At 63.4% G+C, this 19299-nt stretch carries 22 protein-coding genes and 1 tRNA gene; 14 read left to right on the forward strand and 9 right to left on the reverse strand.

The window, feature by feature from the left end:
- Positions 1-79 precede the first annotated feature (79 nt).
- Both EJI00_RS17860 and EJI00_RS17865 read left to right on the forward strand, forming a co-directional pair.
- Positions 80-155, forward strand: a tRNA-His gene (locus EJI00_RS17860).
- 274 nt (positions 156-429) lie between these two features.
- Positions 430-774, forward strand: a complete 345-nt coding sequence (locus EJI00_RS17865; RefSeq protein ID WP_126748844.1) for an H-NS family nucleoid-associated regulatory protein — start codon at positions 430-432, stop codon at positions 772-774.
- Between the two features lie 88 nt (positions 775-862).
- Here the strand turns inward: EJI00_RS17865 and EJI00_RS17870 are convergent, their stop codons facing one another.
- A complete protein-coding gene (locus tag EJI00_RS17870; RefSeq protein ID WP_126748845.1) occupies positions 863-1849 on the reverse strand; it encodes an NADPH:quinone oxidoreductase family protein in 987 nt (328 codons plus the stop codon).
- A 128-nt stretch (positions 1850-1977) separates the two neighbouring features.
- Between EJI00_RS17870 and surE the strand changes: the two genes are divergently transcribed.
- From surE to rlmD, 5 genes are read left to right on the forward strand one after another with little or no spacing between them, the layout of a single operon-like run.
- The gene (surE, locus tag EJI00_RS17875) at positions 1978-2736 is read left to right on the forward strand and encodes a 5'/3'-nucleotidase SurE (RefSeq protein WP_126748846.1); all 759 of its coding nucleotides are present in this window, start codon (positions 1978-1980) and stop codon (positions 2734-2736) included.
- A 2-nt stretch (positions 2737-2738) separates the two neighbouring features.
- A complete protein-coding gene (locus EJI00_RS17880) occupies positions 2739-3512 on the forward strand; it encodes a protein-L-isoaspartate(D-aspartate) O-methyltransferase (RefSeq protein ID WP_126748847.1) in 774 nt (257 codons plus the stop codon).
- Positions 3513-3523: 11 nt separating this feature from the next.
- Positions 3524-4414 (forward strand): peptidoglycan DD-metalloendopeptidase family protein, encoded by an 891-nt coding sequence (locus tag EJI00_RS17885; protein ID WP_126748848.1) that lies wholly within the window; start codon positions 3524-3526, stop codon positions 4412-4414.
- Positions 4415-4418: 4 nt separating this feature from the next.
- Complete coding sequence (locus EJI00_RS17890; RefSeq protein WP_126748849.1) at positions 4419-5423, forward strand: sigma-70 family RNA polymerase sigma factor; 1005 nt, start codon at positions 4419-4421, stop codon at positions 5421-5423.
- Between the two features lie 52 nt (positions 5424-5475).
- Positions 5476-6936 (forward strand): 23S rRNA (uracil(1939)-C(5))-methyltransferase RlmD, encoded by a 1461-nt coding sequence (gene rlmD / locus EJI00_RS17895; RefSeq protein WP_126748850.1) that lies wholly within the window; start codon positions 5476-5478, stop codon positions 6934-6936.
- Between the two features lie 59 nt (positions 6937-6995).
- On the opposite strand, the gene EJI00_RS17900 is transcribed toward rlmD, so the two are convergent.
- Positions 6996-7697, reverse strand: a complete 702-nt coding sequence (locus tag EJI00_RS17900) for a Bax inhibitor-1/YccA family protein (RefSeq protein ID WP_126748851.1) — start codon at positions 7695-7697, stop codon at positions 6996-6998.
- A gap of 163 nt (positions 7698-7860) precedes the next feature.
- Here EJI00_RS17900 and EJI00_RS17905 point away from each other — a divergent pair, with 163 nt between their 5' ends.
- Positions 7861-8268: a GlcG/HbpS family heme-binding protein gene (locus EJI00_RS17905; protein WP_028258861.1), complete on the forward strand. Its 408-nt coding sequence runs from the start codon at positions 7861-7863 to the stop codon at positions 8266-8268.
- Positions 8269-8464: 196 nt separating this feature from the next.
- Here EJI00_RS17905 and hemP read toward each other — a convergent pair whose 3' ends face one another.
- The 5 genes from hemP to EJI00_RS17930 all read right to left on the reverse strand — a co-directional run bounded on the left by hemP (position 8465) and on the right by EJI00_RS17930 (position 11029).
- A complete protein-coding gene (hemP, locus tag EJI00_RS17910) occupies positions 8465-8680 on the reverse strand; it encodes a hemin uptake protein HemP (protein ID WP_126748852.1) in 216 nt (71 codons plus the stop codon).
- 105 nt (positions 8681-8785) lie between these two features.
- Complete coding sequence (locus EJI00_RS17915; protein WP_126748853.1) at positions 8786-9199, reverse strand: ExbD/TolR family protein; 414 nt, start codon at positions 9197-9199, stop codon at positions 8786-8788.
- A gap of 5 nt (positions 9200-9204) precedes the next feature.
- Complete coding sequence (locus EJI00_RS17920; RefSeq protein ID WP_126748854.1) at positions 9205-9921, reverse strand: MotA/TolQ/ExbB proton channel family protein; 717 nt, start codon at positions 9919-9921, stop codon at positions 9205-9207.
- A 22-nt stretch (positions 9922-9943) separates the two neighbouring features.
- Complete coding sequence (locus EJI00_RS17925; protein WP_409514031.1) at positions 9944-10648, reverse strand: energy transducer TonB; 705 nt, start codon at positions 10646-10648, stop codon at positions 9944-9946.
- A gap of 108 nt (positions 10649-10756) precedes the next feature.
- The gene (locus EJI00_RS17930; protein WP_082517598.1) at positions 10757-11029 is read right to left on the reverse strand and encodes a bacterioferritin-associated ferredoxin; all 273 of its coding nucleotides are present in this window, start codon (positions 11027-11029) and stop codon (positions 10757-10759) included.
- A 265-nt stretch (positions 11030-11294) separates the two neighbouring features.
- Here EJI00_RS17930 and EJI00_RS17935 point away from each other — a divergent pair, with 265 nt between their 5' ends.
- The 4 genes from EJI00_RS17935 to EJI00_RS17950 are packed head-to-tail and all read left to right on the forward strand — an operon-like array spanning position 11295 to position 15375.
- Positions 11295-13736, forward strand: a complete 2442-nt coding sequence (locus EJI00_RS17935; RefSeq protein WP_260590766.1) for a TonB-dependent receptor — start codon at positions 11295-11297, stop codon at positions 13734-13736.
- 46 nt (positions 13737-13782) lie between these two features.
- Entirely contained in the window at positions 13783-14469 is a 687-nt protein-coding gene (locus EJI00_RS17940; RefSeq protein WP_126748856.1) for a Fe2+-dependent dioxygenase, read from the forward strand.
- A gap of 37 nt (positions 14470-14506) precedes the next feature.
- Positions 14507-14809, forward strand: a complete 303-nt coding sequence (locus EJI00_RS17945; protein ID WP_260590767.1) for a PepSY domain-containing protein — start codon at positions 14507-14509, stop codon at positions 14807-14809.
- 2 nt (positions 14810-14811) lie between these two features.
- Complete coding sequence (locus EJI00_RS17950) at positions 14812-15375, forward strand: cytochrome b/b6 domain-containing protein (RefSeq protein WP_260590768.1); 564 nt, start codon at positions 14812-14814, stop codon at positions 15373-15375.
- Between the two features lie 49 nt (positions 15376-15424).
- Here the strand turns inward: EJI00_RS17950 and bfr are convergent, their stop codons facing one another.
- Complete coding sequence (gene bfr, locus EJI00_RS17955) at positions 15425-15901, reverse strand: bacterioferritin (RefSeq protein ID WP_126748857.1); 477 nt, start codon at positions 15899-15901, stop codon at positions 15425-15427.
- Positions 15902-16163: 262 nt separating this feature from the next.
- Between bfr and ahpC the strand changes: the two genes are divergently transcribed.
- The gene (gene ahpC / locus EJI00_RS17960; RefSeq protein WP_007830764.1) at positions 16164-16727 is read left to right on the forward strand and encodes an alkyl hydroperoxide reductase subunit C; all 564 of its coding nucleotides are present in this window, start codon (positions 16164-16166) and stop codon (positions 16725-16727) included.
- Positions 16728-16816: 89 nt separating this feature from the next.
- Positions 16817-18388 (forward strand): alkyl hydroperoxide reductase subunit F, encoded by a 1572-nt coding sequence (gene ahpF, locus EJI00_RS17965; RefSeq protein ID WP_126748858.1) that lies wholly within the window; start codon positions 16817-16819, stop codon positions 18386-18388.
- A 32-nt stretch (positions 18389-18420) separates the two neighbouring features.
- Here ahpF and EJI00_RS17970 read toward each other — a convergent pair whose 3' ends face one another.
- Positions 18421-19242 (reverse strand): pyruvate, water dikinase regulatory protein, encoded by an 822-nt coding sequence (locus EJI00_RS17970; RefSeq protein WP_021006527.1) that lies wholly within the window; start codon positions 19240-19242, stop codon positions 18421-18423.
- Positions 19243-19299 lie beyond the last annotated feature (57 nt).

Consider the following 19299-nt stretch of genomic DNA (forward strand, 5'->3'; position numbering starts at 1 on the left):
CTAAGCAGGGTTTCAAGCGCCTTTGAATGCCTTGGTGGCGAAAACAGGAGTTTTTGACGCTACAATTGCGGGCTCTTCGGTGGCTGTAGCTCAGCTGGTAGAGTCCCAGATTGTGATTCTGGTCGTCGTGGGTTCGAGTCCCATCAGCCACCCCAAATACCTCCCCTGACTGCTATTGCGCAATAGCGTCCAAGGGACATCAACGCCGGGCCAGCCCCGGCGTTGTCATTTCCGGCTGTTGCTGCCGTTGGGGCTTAACCCCCTTGTATTCCCTCTTTTTGTTCGATAAGAACGCGCGAGCCAAGTGCGCTTGCATTGTGCGCTGCCGCAAACTAACGGTGCGCCCCGGGTTTTTCTGGTACCGGCATGCTTGTTTTAAATTGGAATTGAATTAAAATCCGCCCCGTTTCCAATTTTCAGGAGTCCACAATGGCTTCGACCCTTGCCGATATCAATTCCCAGATCAAGAAGCACGACGAGCTGATTGCGCAATTGCGCAAGCAGGCCGAAGACCTTCGCAACCAAGAACGTGCGGGCGTCATTGAAGAGGTGCGCAAGAAGATTGCCGAATACGGTTTGACGGCGTCCGATCTGAAACTCAGCGGACGCGTCGGCTCGGTCAAGCGCGGTGCCGGAGCACCCGGGACCAAGGCAGCGGCCAAATACCGCGGCCCAAGCGGCGAAACCTGGTCTGGTGGCCGCGGCCGCAAGCCGCGTTGGGTGACCGAAGCGTTGGCCGCCGGCAAGTCGCTTTCCGAGTTCGAGATCAAGTAAACGTCCGACAGGGCCTCCGGCCAATAAAAAAGCCCGCATCCGCGGGCTTTTTTATTGCATGGATGGAACCAACGCGGCGCAAAGGCGCTCAGTTCACCATGACGAGTTTTCCTTTGACGCCACGTGAACCCATGTGGGCGTAGGCTGCTTTCAATTCTGCCATCGGCATCGTGCTGTCGATCACCGGCTTGATCTTTCCTTGACCGTACCAGTGTGCCAATTCGGCCATCATTTGTGCATTGGCCTTGGGCTCGCGCTTGGCGAAATCGCCCCAGAACACACCGACCAGCGAAGCGCCTTTCAGCAGGGTCAGATTCAAGGGCAACGATGGAATCGGGCCAGAGGCAAAGCCGACCACCAAATAGCGACCACGCCAGCCAATCGAGCGAAATGCCGGCTCGGCAAAATCGCCGCCGACCGGGTCGTAAATGATGTCGGGGCCCTTGCCGTCGGTCGCGGCCTTGATGGCATCGCGAAAACCGTTGGGAAGTGCATGCGTCGTGTAGTTGATGGTGGCATCGGCGCCAATGGAGCGGCAGAGTTCGCATTTCTCATCTGTGGAAGCTGCCGCAATCACTTTTGCGCCCGCTGCCTTTGCGATTTGTATGGCCGCGGTGCCCACGCCGCCGGCGGCACCGAGCACGAGCACGGTTTCCCCGGCCTTGAGTTGCGCCCGGTCCATCAGCGCATGCCACGAGGTGGCATAGATCATGATGAACGCCGCCGCGTCGACGTAACCGAAACCTTCCGGCAGCGGCATGCACAGCGCGGCCGGCGCCAGCGTGTGGGTTGCGAAGCCGCCGGTGCCCGAAAGGCACGCCACGTTCTGCCCGACCGAGAGGTGCGTGACGCCTTCGCCCACCGCCTGGACGATGCCGGCATATTCCGAGCCGGGCACGAAGGGCAGGGGCGGCTTGATCTGGTACTTGTTCTGGACGATCAGCAGATCGGGGAAATTGAGACTGGCGGCCCTGATTTCGATCAGCACCTGGCCCGGACCCGGCGTTGGTGTGGGCAGTTCCTTCCAGGTCAGCGCATCGACGCCGGTGGGGTTTTCGCAAAGCCATGCGTGCATGCTCGGGTCTCCTTGGATGAGTCGTGTGTGGGCGATGAATGCGAGGCGATGATAGGGGGCGCGGCAGGGCACCGTTGTCCCTGCTGCGACGCACCCGGCGCCTACAATCCGGGGCACCCAGAAGCACCATGAAGATACTTATTTCCAATGACGATGGCTTTCAGGCGCCGGGCATCGTCGCATTGCACGACGCCCTGAAAGACATCGCCGATGTCGAGGTGGTTGCACCCGAGCACAACAACAGCGCCAAGTCGAATGCGCTGACCCTGGCCGCGCCGCTCTACGTGCACAAGGCGCACAACGGTTTTCGCTACGTCACGGGCACCCCGGCCGATTGCGTTCATATCGCGCTCAAGGGGCTGCTCGACTACCGGCCCGACCTGGTGGTGTCCGGCATCAACAACGGCGCCAACATGGGCGACGACACCATCTACTCGGGCACCGTGGGCGCGGCAATGGAGGCGTACCTGTTCGGCATTCCGGCCATTGCGTTCTCGCAGATCGAAAAGGGCTGGGCCCATGTCGACGCGGCCGCGCAGGTGGCGCGCCGGCTGGTTCAGCGGATTGAGAGCGAGCGCATGATCGAAGGCGGCGCCTTCCTGCTCAACGTGAATGTGCCGAACCGGCCGTTCGAGGAGCTCAAGCCGATTAAGGTTTGCCGGCTCGGCCGCCGCCACGCGGCGGAAAAGGTGATTACGCAGGAAAGCCCGCGCGGCGAAACGATGTACTGGATTGCGGGCGCCGGGAGCGCCAAGGACAGCGGCGAGGGCACCGACTTTCACGCAACCGCCGCCGGCCACGTTGCGCTGACGCCGCTGCAGATCGACCTGACCGACCACGCCAATTTGGGGCAATGGCGCGAGACGGTCGCCCGTCTCGGCAACTGAGCATGGCCACGCAACGGCCTGGTTTCCCGGTTCGCCTGACACCCACCGCATCGGCTGCCACGCGAGGGCGCATGCCCGCCGTGCCGGCCAAGCCTCTGGTGCCGGCCACGCCCTCGATGGCTTCCGACGCCGTGCGCGCACGCATGGTGCAGAAGCTCGCCGCCCAAGGCATTGCCGACCCCCGCGTGCTGCGGGCGCTGGGTGCGGTGGAGCGGCATCGTTTTGTCGACAGTGCGCTGGTCAACCAGGCCTACGAAGACACGAGCCTGCCCATCGGGCTGGGCCAGACCATTTCCAAGCCCAGCGTGGTGGCTCGCATGATCGAGCTTCTGCTGGGTGCGCCTGCCTTGGTGGGCAAGCCGCAAGACCGCCTCGGGCGCGTGCTCGAAATCGGCACCGGTTGCGGCTACCAGGCTGCGGTGCTGAACCACGTGGCCACGGAGGTCTACAGCATCGAGCGCTTGCGCGGGCTGCACGAGCGGGCGCGCGCCAACCTGCGGCACTTCCGGCTCGCGACCGTGCACCTGATGCTCGGCGACGGCATGGTTGGCTACGCCAAGGGTGCGCCTTACGCAGGAATCATCGCCGCCGCAGGCGGCGAAGCGGTCCCGCAAGCCTGGACCGATCAACTCGCCGTGGGCGGACGCATCGTCGCGCCCACCCAATCGGCGGGGGGCGGACAGGCCCTCGTCGTCATCGATAAAACCGCCCGTGGACTGGAACGCCGCATTCTTGAGGCGGTTCACTTTGTCCCCCTAAAATCGGGCATCGCTTGAAGGAACAACACATGCAGGGTTTTGGCAATCGGAGTTGGTGCGCTGGTATCACGTTGGCCGTTGTGCTCGTGATCGCGGGCTGCGCCGCACCGCGAGGGCCGGCGCCGGTCGAAGACCGTGGCACGATGACGCGCGCGCCCAATGCGGCACCCGGAGGCCCGCTCATCACCACCGATGCGTCGGGCAAGCCGCTTCCCGGCATCGAGAACTATGGAAAGCCGGGCTATTACGCCGTGCGCCCCGGCGACACGATTCGCCGCATCGGAAACGAGACCGGCCAAAGCTGGCAGAACATCGCTCGCTGGAACAATCTCGAGAATCCCGACCTGATCGAAGTCGGCCAGGTGCTGCGCGTGGTTCCTCCGGTGGGGCCGACCTCCACCACCGTGGCGGCTGCGGCCGCTCCCACCGAGGGCGCCGTAACCAAGCCTGTGACGCCGCCCGCGGTGTTGCCCGCGGCGCCCGCGAGCGCGGCGGCCAGCAAGCCGCCAGTCACCGCATCGCCATCGGCCCCTGCCGCCAATTCGGGGGACGAGGATCTCGGTTGGATCTGGCCCGCGCACGGCACGCTCATCGCTGGGTTCGACGACGCCAAGAACAAGGGCTTCGATATCGGCGGCAAAGCCGGCGATGCGGTCCTGGCCGCGGCCGATGGCCGCGTGGTCTATGCAGGCGCAGGCCTGCGCGGCTACGGCAACCTGATCATCCTGAAGCACAACAACACCTACCTCACGGCGTATGCGCACAACCAGACGCTGCTCGTGAAGGAAGACCAGTCGGTGCAAAAGGGACAGAAGATCGCCGAAATGGGCAACAGCGACGCGGACCGCGTCAAGCTGCACTTCGAAATCCGTCGCCAGGGCAAGCCTGTCGATCCGGCACGCTACCTGCCGAGCCGGTAATGCCATGGCCGCCTCTCGCCCCCGTCGCACACTGCCTGTGCGCCGGTCGGCGGGCAAGGGCGAAGAAGCGGCCGCAGACAACAATCCAGAGAGCACGCCCGCAAGGCACAGCCGCGCTGCCGCAGACCCGATTGCGGTTGCCGAACCACTAGGCGGCGAGGGCGCGGATGCCCTGACCATCTACCTGCGGCAGGTTCGGCGCACCGAACTCTTCACACCCGAGCAGGAATACCAGGCCGCATGCGCTGCCCGCGCCGGCGACTTTGCAGCGCGGCAATCGATGATCGAACACAACCTGCGGCTCGTTGTGAACATCGCCAAGGCCTATCTGGGCCGCGGCGTGCCGCTTTCCGATCTGATCGAGGAAGGCAACCTCGGCCTGATGCATGCGATCACCAAGTTCGAACCCGAGCGCGGCTTTCGCTTTTCCACCTACGCGACGTGGTGGATCCGGCAATCGGTCGAGCGGGCCGTCATGACGCAGGCACGTGCAATCCGCCTGCCCGTGCAGGTGGTGCGCGAGCTGCAGCAGGTGCTGCGGGCTCGCCGCGCACTCGAAGGCGATTCAGACTTCCTGGCGAACCGGCCCGACGGTGTGCGGGTGGAAGACATCGCCGCGTTTCTGGGGCGCGAAGTGCAGGCGGTGGCGGAGCTGCTGGCGCTTGCGGAGGCGCCGCGCTCCCTGGATGGCGGCGACGCGCACGACGAGGGCTTTACCTTGGCCGACACCGTGGCCTCCGACGACGAGCGAAGCGACCCGACTGACGTGACCCACACGCACGAGGTCGAACGCCTGCTCGACCAATGGGTTCATGCACTCGATGCGCGCGAGCGCGAGGTGCTCGAAGGCCGCTACGGCTTGCACGACCGGGAGCCCGAAACGCTCGAGGTGCTGAGTGTCCGGCTCGGCCTGACGCGCGAGCGCGTGAGGCAGATCCAGAACGAGGCGCTCGCCAAGATGCGCCGCCAGTTGGTCCGCTCAGGCGTGGGCCGCGACGCCTTGTTCTAGGCGGCGCCGGCGCAGCCGCGGGAGGCCGGGCCGGCGCTGAGACAATCGGGACATGACGGAATCCACTGAAGAAAAGAAAGTCCCCACGAAAACGGCCGGGAAGACCCCGGCCAGCGCCCCGGACGAATGGCTCAAGGTCGAGTCGCTCGACCTGGACGCGCAGGGCGTCGCGCACAACGCCCAGGGCATGGTCGTGTTCATCGAGGGCGCCTTGCCTTTCGAGGAAGTGCAGTTCAACGTGCACCGGCGCAAGAACAACTGGGAGCAAGGCACGGTCACCGCCATCCGGCGTGAATCGTCGCAACGCGTGCGCCCGGGCTGCCCGCACTTCGGGCTGCACACCGGTGCCTGCGGCGGCTGCAAGATGCAGCATCTGGACGCCGCGGCGCAGGTGGCGGTGAAGCAGCGCGCACTGGAAGACAACCTGTGGCATCTCGGCAAGGTGCGCCCTGAAAACGTGTTGCGGCCGATGGAAGGGCCGGCCTGGCATTACCGCTACCGCGCCCGGCTCTCGGTGCGCCATGTGGTCAAGAAGGGCACGGTGCTGATCGGCTTTCACGAGCGCAAGAGCCGGTATCTTGCCGACATGCAGGTGTGCCCGGTGCTGCCGAAGCAGGTCAGCGACATGCTGATGCCGCTGCGCGAACTGATCGGCTCGATGGATGCACGCGAAACGTGCCCGCAGATCGAGCTTGCCTGCGGCGATGCGCCGGGGACGACCACGCTCGGCACGATCGCGCTGGTGCTCAGGCACCTGGAGCCGCTGTCCAGCGCGGACATCAGCCGCTTGAAGGCGTTCGCGGCGCAGAACCCGGGCGTTCAATGGTGGCTGCAGGCCAAGGGCCCCGAAACAGTGAAGCTGCTGGAAGAGGGCGGCACGCCGCTGTCCTACGAACTGCCCGAGTTCGGCGTCACCATGCCGTTCAAGCCGACCGATTTCACGCAGGTCAATCCGCACATCAATCGCGCGCTGGTGGGCAAGGCGCTGCGCCTTCTCGATGTGCAGCCGCAAGAGCGAGTGATCGACTGGTTCTGCGGGCTGGGCAATTTCACCCTGCCGCTTGCCAGCCGTGCGCGCGAGGTTCTGGGCATCGAAGGCAGCGACACCCTGGTGGCGCGCGCGGGCGACAACTTCAGGAAGAATCAACCTGCCACGCTGGCTAGGCGGGCGCTTTCGCCAACTCGGTTCGTGGCGCGCAATCTCTTTGAAATGACGCCCGCCATGCTGGTGGCCGACGGCAGCGCGGACAAGTGGCTGGTCGACCCGCCGCGCGAAGGCGCCTTTGCGCTTGCCAAGGCCATGGCCGACCTGCACCTGCAGCCCGAGCTGCGAACAGACGGCTGGACGCCGCCGAAGCGCATCGTGTATGTGAGCTGCAATCCGTCCACCCTGGCGCGCGATGCCGGCCTGCTCGTGCATCAGGCCGGGTACCGGTGCACCTTTGCCGGAGTGATCAACATGTTTCCGCACACGGCGCATGTCGAGTCGATTGCGGTGTTCGATCTGGCATGAAAAAAGGGCCCGACAGGGCCCTTTTGGTTGGCGCCGCGGAGCGCCTTCGTTCGAGTCAATCAGTCGCGTTCGCCGCCGGCAATGCCCAGCAGGGCCAGCAGGCTCTGGAACACGTTGAACAAGTCCAGGTAAAGCGCGAGCGTGGCGCTGATGTAGTTGGTTTCGCCGCCGTCCATGATCTGCTTCAGGTCATAGAGCATGAAGGCCGAGAAGATGCCGATGGCGGCCACCGAGATGGCCATCATGCCGGCGCTCGAGCCGACGAAGACATTGATGATGGCGCCCACCATCAGCACCATGGCGCCGACGAAGAGCCACTTGCCCATGCCGGACAGGTCGCGCTTGATCACGGTGGCCAGCGAAGCCATCACGAAGAACACGCCGGCGGTGCCGCCGAACGCGGTCATGATGAGCTCGGAGCCGTTCTTGAAGCCCAGCACCATTGCGATGAGCCGCGACAGCATCAGGCCCATGAAGAAGGTGAAGGCCAGCAGCACCGGCACGCCGGCGGCCGAGTTCTTGGTTTTCTCGATGGCGAACATGAAGCCGAAGGCGCCGCCGAGGAAAACGATGAGGCCCAGGCCGCCCGTGAGCGAGCGAGTAATGCCGGTGCTGACGCCGATCCATGCGCCCAGCACGGTGGGCAGCAGGCTCAGGGCGAGCAGCCAGTAGGTGTTGCGCAGGACGCGTTGGCGCTCAGCCTGCGGCAGCACCTGGCCGTAGCCGGTGGAAGTGTCGAGGGTGGTCACGCGGTCGTTCATGGCAGTAGCTCCTTTGGTTGCTGCACTGACGCAGTTGGGCGCATTCTAGGGTTCTGCAAGAGGGGGTGATACAAAGACCGTATGGATGATGGTCCTAAGGGCGCCGGGAGCGGCCGGCTCTTTGGCCGTTATGCTCTTGGGTTTAACGCAACCGACGCTCCAAATGAAGACCAAGTCCTTCCTCGAACTCGCCGACGTCAAGGCCATTGCCGCAGCCGCGGAAGCCGAAGCCCTCAAGAACAACTGGGCCGTCACCATCGCCATTTCGGACGACGCAGGCAACCTGCTCTGGCTCCAGCGCCTGGACGGGGCTGCGGCCTTGTCTTCGCACATTGCCCCGGCCAAGGCCCATACGGCAGCCATGGGCCGCCGCGAGAGCAAGGTCTACGAAGACATCATCAACGGCGGCCGCACCGCGTTTCTCACGGCACCGGCCGTGCAGGGCCTGCTGGAGGGCGGTGTGCCCATCGTGAAGGACGGCCAGGTGATCGGCGCCGTGGGCGTGAGCGGCGTGAAGTCGAACGAAGATGCGCAGATTGCCAAGGCGGGTATCGCAGCGCTCGGCCTTTGAAGTAACTCGTCCAGCGGGGCTGTGTCCCGCTGAAAGCAAAACGCCGACTTCAAGGTCGGCGTTTTCTTTTCGGGTATCCAGCGTGAAAAAAAGCTTGGCTAGTCGGCGAACCGTTGGCTAGCAAAAAACGACCCTTCGGAGATGAATCTCCTGGAGTCGCCCCACGATGAAACTTGCGTGAAGGGCGGGCTGATGCTTACTTGGTAAGAATCAGCTTGCCGAGTTTGGTCGCCTGAAGACGATAGAGGGAGCCGTTGTGCATGATGCCCACGGTCTTGCTTCCCTTGAGAAGCTCCGTGCTTTCGACCATCGGCGCCGGTCGGGGAGCCTGGATGGACGCATGTCCGCCACCACCCGATTGGTCGAGCGACGGATGGCTCAGAACAGAAAAGGCGTTCGGTTTGGCTTGCATCTGAAATTCCCCTTATCGAAGCGATGAGTGAATGATAATGATTCGCAATAAAAAGTCAATCGCGGCGATCAACTTTTTTTGGGGTCATTCACTGATTTCAGTGACTTATTTCGCGTCCGGCTCGGTAATGAAGCCGATCTTGCGCACGCCGGCCTCGCGGGCCGCCGACATTGCCTTGGCCACGCGCTCGTAGCGCACTTCCTTGTCGCCGCGGATGTGCAGCTCGGGCTGCGGGTTCTTGGCGGCTTCGGCCGCGAGCCGGCCAGGCAACTCGCCGTCCGCGATCTTCTGTTCGTTCCAGTAGTAGTCGCCCTGGGCAGAAATGCTGAAGAGGATGTTCTCCGGCTTGGCCTGCTCGGGCTCGCTGGTGGCGCGGGGGAGGTCGATGTTGACCGCGTGTTTCATCACCGGCACGGTGATGATGAAGATGATGAGCAGCACCAGCATGACGTCGACCAGCGGCGTCATGTTGATCTCGTTCATCACCTCATCGGGTTCGTCCTGGGTACCGAAAGCCATGATGCTCAGCCCTTCTTGAGCGGAACCACGATGGCGTCGCCACTGCCGCTCTGCACGCGCGCACCGGTCACGAAGTAGGCGTGCAGGTCATGGGCAAAGCTGTTGAGCTTGGTCAGCACGAACTTGTTGCCGCGCACCAGCGCGTTGTAGCCCAGCACCGCCGGAATGGCCACCGCCAGGCCCAGCGCCGTCATGATCAGCGCCTCGCCGATGGGGCCCGCCACCTTGTCGATGGTGGCCTGGCCGGCCGAGCCGATGCTCATGAGCGCGTGATAGATGCCCCACACCGTGCCGAAGAGGCCGATGAATGGCGCGGTCGAGCCGACGGAAGCCAGGATGGCAAGGCCGGTTTGCAGGCGCGCCGTGAAAGCGTCGATGCCGTTGCGCAGTGCGCGCGTGATCCAGTCGCTCACATCGAGCGCATCGTGCAGATGGGCCTTGGTGTTGCGGTGGTGCGCAGCCGCTTCGCGGCCTTCGAGCGCCAGCGCGCGGAACGGGTTGCTGTCGTCCTTACCGAGCTTGTTCAGCGCGGTTGCAAAGTCTTCGCTGTGCCAGAAGTCCTGCGAGTGCTTGGCAAGGCGCTTGTATTTGATGACGTCGAGGGCCTTGACGACGATCACGATCCACGAGGCGAGCGACATGCCGATCAACAGCACCGCGACGGCCTTGGTGACGAAATCGCCCTGGTTCCAGACGTTCATCAAGCCGAATTGGGATTCCATACGAAGTTGCTCCAGAGAAAAATTAGTTCAATTTGAATGAGAAGGGCGCCCGCAGCAGGTAGGTCGTCTGTGCGTTGCCTCCCGTTTGCCTGAAGGGCGTGACCTGGGCCGTGCGGGCGGCGCTCAGCGCGGCTTCGTCCAGCCGTTCGAATCCGCTGGACTTGTAGAGTTCGACCCGCTTGGCGAAGCCTTCGCTGTCGAAGTAGATCGAGACGACGGTGGTTCCCGACTCGCCGAGGCGCTTGCTCATGCTCGGAAATACCAGCTTGGGCTCCCTGACGTAGCGGGTCTGGCCTTCGGAGATCTCGATCATCCGCGGTGCCGGTGGGGCAGGGGGCGCGGGCGGCGGGGCGGGCGGGGCAGGTGGCGCCGGCGCCTCGACCGGAGGTGCGGGAGGAGGCGGCTCGGTCACGCCCACCGGCGCACTGGGGGCGGGTGTCGGCTTGGGCTCGCGAATTGCCACCGGGCGGGGCGGAGGCTTGACGGCCTCGGGCTTGCGCTGGGGCGGCGGCGGTGGCGGGGGAGGCTGCGGTTCGGCCGGCTTGGGCGGTTCGACGAACTGGCTCAATATTTCGACGGGAATCACCACTTCGGCAGCGCGGCGCAACAGGCCGCTTTGCAGCGCCCACAGCGCGGCTGCATGAAACAGGATCACGCCTCCGGCAATGAGTGCATTGCGCGAGAGGCTCAGAACGGAAGGAGGGGGGGCAAAGCGGTCAGACACGATCAACCAATTCGAATGCGGGCACGCACGGAACGTGCCCCGATTGCAGCAAAACCGCTACGACTACTGTTTACTTACGAAAGATCCACCAGACCGAGCCTGCAACAAGGATCAGGCTGCCGCAGAGCGCCGAGAAGAGTTCCATGCCTTGCTTTCCGAAATGGAGGTGGCAAGCTGGATCGCACTCGTTCCCGATTCGCGGTTCAACGCGGCGACCGGATGCGAGGCGCTGCACTGCGCGACGATATCGCGCGCACAGCCTTCACATTGACCACACTGGGTGGCCACGCCAAGCTCGAATTGCACTTCGTCGAAAGTCATTCCGGCCCGCACGTGACGTGCGATTTCACGGTCGGAGACTCGGCGGCAGACGCAAACGATCATGGTGGTGAAAGCGGCAGTGGCTGGCTGGTTTGGGTTCGGGCCGATTATAAATACGAATCTCTCGCATTTTCAATAACTATCCCGGCGAGAGGTCTTTCGTACTGTGTTGGGAGAAAGTCGCATTTTTGCAACAAACAAATCTAAGTGCGAATGATTGCGACTACGTTCGCACTACACTCCAGCCAAATTTCGGCAAGCCACTACCGGTAAACGTCGGTCCCAGCCAGCCATACAAACCAGCCGTTTGGCTTTCTGGGAGGTCATCTTGTCCAATGTTGCCGGTCGGCGCGCTCGTGTGTCGCGCCCCAAGTCTTCTTCTGTTTCCGCCACCGGCAGTCTGCCGCGAGAAGCGGCTGTGCTGCCTTTTGGCGCACTGATGCTGGCCGCTTCGGTCAGCAGTTGGGCGCAGACCCCGCCGGCCACGGTGCAGGGCGGCACGCTCGGAACCGTCACGGTGACCGAGCAGGCCGAAGCGCAGGGCAAGGACCAGGTCCAGACCAAGAAGACCAACATCGGCAAGGGAACGCAAGAAATCCGCGATATTCCCCAGTCGATCAATGTCATCACCGAAAAGCTGATCGACGACGTCAAGCTCGACACCCTCAAGGATGCCTTGCACTATTCGGCCGGCATTACCTTCGCGGCAACGGAGAACGGCACCGACCAGGACATCCGGCTGCGTGGTTTCCCCGTGGCCACCGTGGGCGACCTGCTGATCGACGGCATGCGTGACCCTTCGCAATACGACCGCGACACCTTCAACCTGGAGCGCATCGAGGTGCTGCGCGGCTCCGCTTCGATGATTTTCGGACGCGGTTCCACCGGCGGCGTGATCAACCAGGTCTCGAAGAAGCCCTTGCTGGCCGACCAGACCGACGTGGAAGCCACGGTCGGCTCGCGCGGCTACTACCGCACCACGGCGGACTTCAACGTTCGCACGGGCGAAACTTCGGCATTGCGAATCAACGCAATGTGGAACAAGGCCGACAACGGCGGTGCCAAGATCGACAAGTACGGCATTGCGCCTTCGTACAGCTGGGGCGTCGGGACGGCTAACGAGTTCACCGTGGGGCTGTTCCACCTGAACGTGGACAACGTTCCTCTGTCGGCGGTCCGCTGGGTGGCAACCGGTCGGCAAGGCATTACCGGCTACAGCGCAACCGGCGTGCCGACGGTCGGCAGCCTGGGCACTCTCGCTCCTGTCAAGCCCGGCAGCTTCTACGGCACCGCGGCCGACAAGCTCCTTGGCAAGGCCACGTACGGCACGGCTTCGTGGCTCCATCGCTTCGACGACGGCGGCGAACTGCGCACCCAGGTGCGCTCGGGCACCTTCGATCGCAACCAATGGTCGACGGCCGCCGGGGCCAGCACCACGTTCGGCGCCCCCACCACGCTGGCCAACTTCAGCGAATACACGATGCTCACGCGCAGCGGCCTGACGCCGCGCAAGGATGAGTACAAGGGCACCTACCTGCAAAGCGACTACAGCAAGGAGCTGAACTGGGGCGGCATGAAGCACCAGTTGCTGGCCGGTGTCGACGCCTCGAAGGAGGAGGCGAGCCGCTACCAGAATGACGCCTTCTTCAACAACAGCTTCCGCGGCCGCGCGCTGGGCTCGCGAGCCAACACCTTCGTCGGCACGCCGAACGACGGTGCGGGCCTGAGCGGCACGTTCGTGGAGCCGGTGTACCGCGATTCGAGCGCCTATTCCGCGAAGTCGGTCGGCATCTACCTGCAGGACCTGGTCCAGGTGGCGCCCGATTGGAAGGTCCTCGGCGGCGTGCGCTACGACCGACTGAGCGGTGATTTCGACCAGTACACCTATTCGAACCCCGCCTGCGTGAGGCCCACTCCGGCACCGCGCGGCTATACGCAAACGGCAAATTGCAGCGATCGTCGTGAGCGCTATTCCGCCGGCAGCCCGTTCCCGACCGTCACCAGCACCCATCTGTCGCAAGGCGCATGGAGCTACCGCGCCGGCGTGCTGTACCAGCCTTCGACCACGCAGTCGTATCACCTGTCGTACAGCACCTCTTTCAACTCGTCGGCTGACACCTACCAGTATGTGTCGCCCCAGACCGCGGGCACGCCGCCCGAGAAGAGCCGCAACATCGAACTCGGCGCCAAGCTCGACTGGCTCGACGGCAAGCTCTCGACGCGCGCGGCCATCTTCCGCACCGAAAAGACCAACGAGCGCACCACCGATTCGGACTTCGCGGGCAGCTCCTATCTGCTGTCGGGCAAGCGCCACTCCCAGGGCCTCGAGCTCGACGTGGTGGGCCGCCTCACCTCGCAGTGGGAGGTGTATTTCTCGTACTCTTTCATTCCCAGGGCAACCATCGACCAGGTGGGCAGCACTGCAACGCCCGGTACCGTGGGCTCGCGCGTCGGCCTGACGCCCAAGCACAGCGGCGCGGCATGGATCAGCTACCAGGCCACGCCCAAGCTGCGCATTGCAGGCGGCGTGCGCGGCGCGTCCGAGAACCGGCCGCTGCAAGGCGTCACCGGTGCCGCCAGCCTGGCCAACAGCACCCCCGGTTATGTGGTCGGCGACATGATGCTCGAGTACAAGTTCACGCCTGACCTGTATGCGCAGCTCAACGTGAACAACGTGACGAACAAGCTCTACGGCGATCAGCTCTACCCGGGCTTTGCAATTGCCGGTGCGAAGCGTACGGTGCTCTTCACGGTCGGGGCGCGCTTCTAAAAGTCTCTTGGGTTCCTAGAATAGCCAACGCCGTTCTTCCTTTCACATGCTCTTGCACATTCGCGAAGTGCTCTCGCTCGACGAGGTTCGTCAGGCCAGGGAAATTCTGGGCCAGGCGCCGTGGGAGGACGGCCGCCTGACGGCGGGCGAACAGTCCGCCAAGGCGAAGAACAACGAGCAGTTGCGGGAAGACTGCGAAGAAACCCGAGCCGTTCAGCAACTGCTGCTAAGGGGCCTCGAGCGGCATCAGGTTTTCTTCTCGGCCGCGCTGCCGAAGCAGATTTCACCGCCGCTGTTCAATCGCTATGGCGGCGCTTCCAACAGCTTCGGCAATCATGTGGACAGCGCGGTTCGTTTTCTTCGCGACGGCTCGGGGCGGGTGCGCACGGATATCTCGTGCACCCTGTTTCTGGCCGAACCGAGTGAATATGACGGCGGCGAACTGGTCATCGAGGACACCTTCGGCACCCAGCGCGTCAAGCTTGCCGCCGGCGACATGGTGCTCTATCCGGGCACCAGCGTTCACCGGGTACTGCCCGTCACGCGGGGGTATCGGCTGGCGAGCTATTTCTGGATCCAGAGCATGGTGCGCAGCGACGAGCAGCGCCGGTTGCTCTTCGAAATGGACAACCATCTGCGCCACCTTCGCAGCAAATATGGCGAGACCGACTCCGGCGTGATCGGCCTCACGAGCACGTACCACAACCTGCTGCGCATGTGGCTCGACATCTGAGCCGCGGCGCGGTGCCCGCCTGTCAGGAAACGCATTCATGATGAACAAGACACTTTTTTCCGCCGCAGCAGTCGCGGCCGCAATCTTCTGGTCCGCATCGGCATCCGCCCAGTTCGTCGACCACGACGCCGTCAAATGCGCACCGGTTCCCAAGGCGGAAATGCGTCCGCAAATGGAACTGCAGCGCAAGCTGACCGGCGAAGGCTGGAAGGTTCGCCAGATCAAGAACTTCAATGGCTGCTACGAGGTCTACGGCTTCGACGAGAAGGGCCAGCGCACCGAGGCATTCTTCGATCCCAAGACCTTCGAGAAGGTCGGTCAGGTGAAGCAGCCGTCCTGAGAATGCGCAAGGTGCCTGCAGTGCCAGCGCGTCCGTCCGCGCGGGTCTGGGCGCTCTGGCTACGCGCAACGCATTGGGCGCTGGTCGCGGCCATCGCTGTGGCGTGGTTCAGCGGAGAGGCGTGGCTGCGGCAGCATGAACTGGCGGGCTACGCGGCGCTGGCCCTGGTTGCGGGCCGCTGCATCGGCGGATGGCTCGGAAGCCGTTATGCAAAATTTAAGCAGTTTGTGCGGCCTCCGTCGCAGGTGCTGCGCTATGCGGCCGAAGTGCTCGCACGGCGCGAGAAGCGCTATCTGGGCCACAACCCGCTCGGCGGCTGGATGGTCGTCGCCTTGCTTGCCACGGTAACGGCTGTCGGCGCTACGGGCTGGATGTATTCGCTGGATATGTTCTGGGGATTGGCGTGGGTGGAATGGCTTCACCGCACATTGGCCTGGACACTGGTGGCGCTGATTGCGCTGCATCTGGCCGGCGTTGCTTTCACGAGCTGGCGGCACCGGGAGAATCTGGTCGGGGCCATGCTCAGCGGGCGCAAACGCCCCGAAGAGCCGGGCGACATCGCCTGACGGCGGCGCCCTGCTCGGCGAAAGGGGCCGGGCGGCCCCTTTTCGGAATTCAGCCGATCTCGCCCATTTGCGACTGCAGGTAGTTCTGCAGCCCGACCTTGTCGATCAGGTCGATCTGGGTTTCGAGGAAGTCGATGTGCTCTTCCGTGTCGTCCAGAATTTCTTGCAGCAGGTCGCGTGAAACGTAGTCGCGCACGGTTTCGCAGTACGCGATGCCGTCCTTGATGGTGGCCTGCGCGCCGGTTTCGGCGCCCAGGTCGCAGCCGAGCAATTCGGGCACGTCTTCACCGATGTTCAGCTTGCCCAGGTCCTGCAGGTTGGGCAGGCCGTCCAGCATGAAGATGCGGTCCATGAGCTTGTCGGCGTGCTTCATTTCACCGATGGATTCCTCGTATTCCTTCTTGGCCAGCTTGTCCAAGCCCCAGTGCTTGAGCATGCGGTAGTGCAGAAAATACTGGTTGATTGCGGTGAGCTCGTTCTTGAGCTGCGCCTGCAGATGTTCGATGACCTTGGGGTCGCCCTTCATGATTGTTTTCCTTGTTCTGAAAGTAGGGATTGTGAGAGGGGCGAGCGAGCTCTTGCAAGCAATCCCATGCTCCGCTGGTCTGCATGCGTTTGATGGTGATACACGTTCGTATTCGAGCAGGAGGCGACGGCGACCTCGCCTTTGGTTTTCATAGGCCGCAGCGATACAACCGATAGCTGATTACTATGAATTTGTCTTATTTGGTAGCTATACTCATGGCTCGCACTTTTTTTTGTCCATCCGCAGCATCCAAGGAATCAACATGTCCCTGATCAACACCCAAGTCCAACCCTTCAAGACCCAGGCCTATCTCAACGGCAAGTTCATCGACGTGTCCGACGAGACGCTCAAGGGCAAATGGTCCGTGCTGATCTTCATGCCGGCGGCATTCACCTTCAACTGCCCGACCGAAGTCGAAGACGCGGCCGACAACTACCCCGAGTTCCAGAAGCTGGGTGCCGAGGTCTACATCGTGACCACCGACACGCACTTCTCGCACAAGGTCTGGCACGACACGTCGCCAGCCGTGGGCAAGGCTAAGTTCCCGCTGGTGGGCGACCCGACCCACACGCTGACCAATGCTTTCGGCGTGCACATCCCCGAAGAAGGCCTGGCACTGCGCGGCACCTTCGTGATCAACCCCGAAGGCATCATCAAGACCGCCGAAGTGCACTCCAACGAGATCGCCCGCGACGTCAAGGAAACCCTGCGCAAGCTGAAGGCAGCGGTCTACACCGCCGCTCACCCGAACGAAGTCTGTCCGGCCAAGTGGAATGAAGGCGACAAGACCATCGCTCCGTCGTTCGACCTCGTCGGCAAGATCTAAGCGTCCCGCGCGAAAGCCCGGGCGCTCACGAGGCCCCGGGCTTTTTTGCCCCAAGTTGATAGTTTTAAGTTATCGAAAGAGAGTTTCTCATGCTCGACGCCAGCACCAAAGCCCAATTGAAGAGTTACCTCGAACGCGCCACGCAGCCGATCGAGATCGTCGCCTCGCTCGACGACAGCAAGGCCTCGGGCGAAATGCTGTCGCTGCTGAAGGACGTCGCGGAAGCGTCGCCGCTGGTCAAGCTGACCGAAAGCCGTGACGACAACCATCGCAAGCCCTCTTTCTCGGTCAACCGCCCAAGCGAGAACCACGGCCCGCGTTTTGCCGGCCTGCCGATGGGCCATGAATTCACGTCGCTGATCCTTGCGCTCCTGCAGATCGGCGGCTATCCCCCGAAGGTCGAAGAAGCCGTGCTCGAGCAGATTCGCGCGCTGGATGGCGACTTCGAGTTCGAGATCTACGTTTCGCTCACCTGCCACAACTGCCCCGATGTGGTCCAGGCGCTGAACCTGATGGCCATCCAGAACCCGCGCATCCGAACCACGATGATCGAGGGCGGCACTTTCCAGGACGAGGTCAAGGAGCGCCAGGTGATGGCCGTGCCGACCGTGTTGCTCAACGGCACCGAATTCGGCCAGGGCCGCATGAGCCTCGAAGAAATCCTCGCGAAGATCGACACCAGCGGCGTCGAGCGCGAGGCGAAGAAGATCGCCGCCAAGGACCCGTTCGACGTGCTGATCGTCGGCGGCGGCCCGGCCGGTGCCGCGGCTGCCGTGTATGCGGCACGCAAGGGCATCCGCACCGGCGTGGCGTCGGAGCGCTTCGGCGGCCAGGTGCTCGACACGCTCGGCATCGAGAATTTCATCTCGGTCAAGGAAACCGAAGGACCAAAGTTCGCCCATGCGCTCGAAGAGCACGTGCGCGACTACGATGTCGACATCATGAACCTGCAGCGCGCCAAGGCGCTGGTTCCGGGCAAGGACCTCATCGAGGTGCAGCTCGAGAGCGGCGCTTCGCTCAAGAGCAAGTCGATCATCATTTCGACCGGCGCGCGCTGGCGCAACATCAACGTGCCCGGCGAGCACGAGTTCAAGAACAAGGGCGTGGCTTACTGCCCTCACTGCGATGGTCCGCTGTTCAAGGGCAAGCGCGTCGCGGTCATCGGCGGGGGCAACTCGGGCGTCGAAGCGGCCATCGACCTGGCCGGCATCGTGGGCCATGTCACGCTGATCGAGTTCGACACCGCCCTGCGTGCCGATGCCGTGCTCCAGCGCAAGCTCAAGAGCTTGAAGAACGTCGACGTGTTCACCAATGCGCAGACCACCGAGATCATCGGCGACCAGAAGGTCAACGGCCTGGTCTACAAGGACCGCGCGACGGGCGAGCTGAAGAAGGTCGAGCTCGAAGGCGTGTTCATCCAGATCGGCCTGGTGCCCAACACCGATTGGCTCAAGGGCGTGGTCGAGTTGACGAAGCACGGCGAGATCGTGGTCGACGCCAGGGGGCAGACCTCGGTGCCGGGCGTGTTTGCGGCAGGCGACGTGACGACCGTGCCGTTCAAGCAGATCATCATCGCGGCAGGCGATGGCGCGAAGGCGGCGCTGGGTGCGTTCGACCATTTGATCCGCACGTCGGCCCCTGTAGAGCAAGCGGCGGCTTAAAGACGGTTGAGGCGGCCGGCCTGTCGGCCGCCTCAGTACGTCAGCCGCTCGGGCTTCAGCTCCTGCAGGATGGTGGTGGCAATTTCCTCGATCGACTTGGTCGTCGTCGAAAGCCACCGAATGCCTGCCCGGCGCATCATGGCTTCGGCCTCGCTCACCTCGTTGCGGCAGTTCTCGAGGCTGGCGTAGCGCGAATCCGGCCGGCGCTCGTTGCGGATCTGGCTCAGCCGCTCGGGCTGGATGGTGAGCCCGAAGATCTTCTTGCGATGGGGCATCAAGGCGGGGGGTAGCTGGCGGCGCTCGAAATCCTCCGGAATCAGCGGGTAGTTGGCGGCCTTCAGGCCGTGCTGCATCGCCAGATAAAGAGAGGTCGGCGTCTTGCCGCTTCGGCTCACGCCCACCAGGATCACGTCCGCGCCTTCGAGGTCGCGGTTGCTCTGGCCGTCGTCGTGCGCCAGGCTGAAGTCGATGGCCGCGATGCGGGCGTCGTATTCCTTGCTCTTGCTGACGTCGCTGAAGCGGCCGATGCGGTGGTTCGACTTCACGGCCAGCTCAATTTCGAGCGGCCGCACGAAGGTGCCGAACATGTCGAGCAGCATGCCCTTGCAGCCGGTCTCGATGACCTCCAGCACTTCCATGTTGGCCAGCGTGGTGAAGACGATGGGGCGCACGCCTTCCAGCTCGGCCGTGTGGTTGATCTGCCGGACCGCCTGGTGCGCCTTGTCGACCGTGTCGGTAAAAGGCAGCCGGACATGGCGCGGTTTCATCTCGAACTGCGCGAGCACGGCGTTACCGAAAGTTTCAGCGGTGATGCCGGTGCCGTCTGAAATGAAGAAAACAGTGCGTGTATGCATGGTGTAGCGCTTGCGGCCTTGTCCTGCGGCGCGTGCAATCTCGCCACGCCTACAATC

Source organism: Variovorax sp. DXTD-1 (assembly GCF_003984625.1).
GTDB lineage: Bacteria > Pseudomonadota > Gammaproteobacteria > Burkholderiales > Burkholderiaceae_C > Variovorax.

What these genes read in the sequence shown, in the direction of transcription:
- EJI00_RS17950 (WP_260590768.1), top strand. Translation starts at nt 14,812, where the DNA reads ATGCGCAAGGTGCCTGCAGTGCCAGCGCGTCCGTCCGCGCGGGTCTGG.
- EJI00_RS17915 (WP_126748853.1), bottom strand. Translation starts at nt 9,199, where the DNA reads ATGGCTTTCGGTACCCAGGACGAACCCGATGAGGTGATGAACGAGATC.
- bfr (WP_126748857.1), bottom strand. Translation starts at nt 15,901, where the DNA reads ATGAAGGGCGACCCCAAGGTCATCGAACATCTGCAGGCGCAGCTCAAG.
- EJI00_RS17900 (WP_126748851.1), bottom strand. Translation starts at nt 7,697, where the DNA reads ATGAACGACCGCGTGACCACCCTCGACACTTCCACCGGCTACGGCCAG.
- surE (WP_126748846.1), top strand. Translation starts at nt 1,978, where the DNA reads ATGAAGATACTTATTTCCAATGACGATGGCTTTCAGGCGCCGGGCATC.
- EJI00_RS17930 (WP_082517598.1), bottom strand. Translation starts at nt 11,029, where the DNA reads ATGATCGTTTGCGTCTGCCGCCGAGTCTCCGACCGTGAAATCGCACGT.
- ahpF (WP_126748858.1), top strand. Translation starts at nt 16,817, where the DNA reads ATGCTCGACGCCAGCACCAAAGCCCAATTGAAGAGTTACCTCGAACGC.
- EJI00_RS17945 (WP_260590767.1), top strand. Translation starts at nt 14,507, where the DNA reads ATGATGAACAAGACACTTTTTTCCGCCGCAGCAGTCGCGGCCGCAATC.
- EJI00_RS17880 (WP_126748847.1), top strand. Translation starts at nt 2,739, where the DNA reads ATGGCCACGCAACGGCCTGGTTTCCCGGTTCGCCTGACACCCACCGCA.
- ahpC (WP_007830764.1), top strand. Translation starts at nt 16,164, where the DNA reads ATGTCCCTGATCAACACCCAAGTCCAACCCTTCAAGACCCAGGCCTAT.
- EJI00_RS17920 (WP_126748854.1), bottom strand. Translation starts at nt 9,921, where the DNA reads ATGGAATCCCAATTCGGCTTGATGAACGTCTGGAACCAGGGCGATTTC.
- EJI00_RS17970 (WP_021006527.1), bottom strand. Translation starts at nt 19,242, where the DNA reads ATGCATACACGCACTGTTTTCTTCATTTCAGACGGCACCGGCATCACC.
- EJI00_RS17870 (WP_126748845.1), bottom strand. Translation starts at nt 1,849, where the DNA reads ATGCACGCATGGCTTTGCGAAAACCCCACCGGCGTCGATGCGCTGACC.
- EJI00_RS17890 (WP_126748849.1), top strand. Translation starts at nt 4,419, where the DNA reads ATGGCCGCCTCTCGCCCCCGTCGCACACTGCCTGTGCGCCGGTCGGCG.
- EJI00_RS17885 (WP_126748848.1), top strand. Translation starts at nt 3,524, where the DNA reads ATGCAGGGTTTTGGCAATCGGAGTTGGTGCGCTGGTATCACGTTGGCC.
- rlmD (WP_126748850.1), top strand. Translation starts at nt 5,476, where the DNA reads ATGACGGAATCCACTGAAGAAAAGAAAGTCCCCACGAAAACGGCCGGG.
- EJI00_RS17865 (WP_126748844.1), top strand. Translation starts at nt 430, where the DNA reads ATGGCTTCGACCCTTGCCGATATCAATTCCCAGATCAAGAAGCACGAC.
- EJI00_RS17940 (WP_126748856.1), top strand. Translation starts at nt 13,783, where the DNA reads ATGCTCTTGCACATTCGCGAAGTGCTCTCGCTCGACGAGGTTCGTCAG.
- EJI00_RS17905 (WP_028258861.1), top strand. Translation starts at nt 7,861, where the DNA reads ATGAAGACCAAGTCCTTCCTCGAACTCGCCGACGTCAAGGCCATTGCC.
- hemP (WP_126748852.1), bottom strand. Translation starts at nt 8,680, where the DNA reads ATGCAAGCCAAACCGAACGCCTTTTCTGTTCTGAGCCATCCGTCGCTC.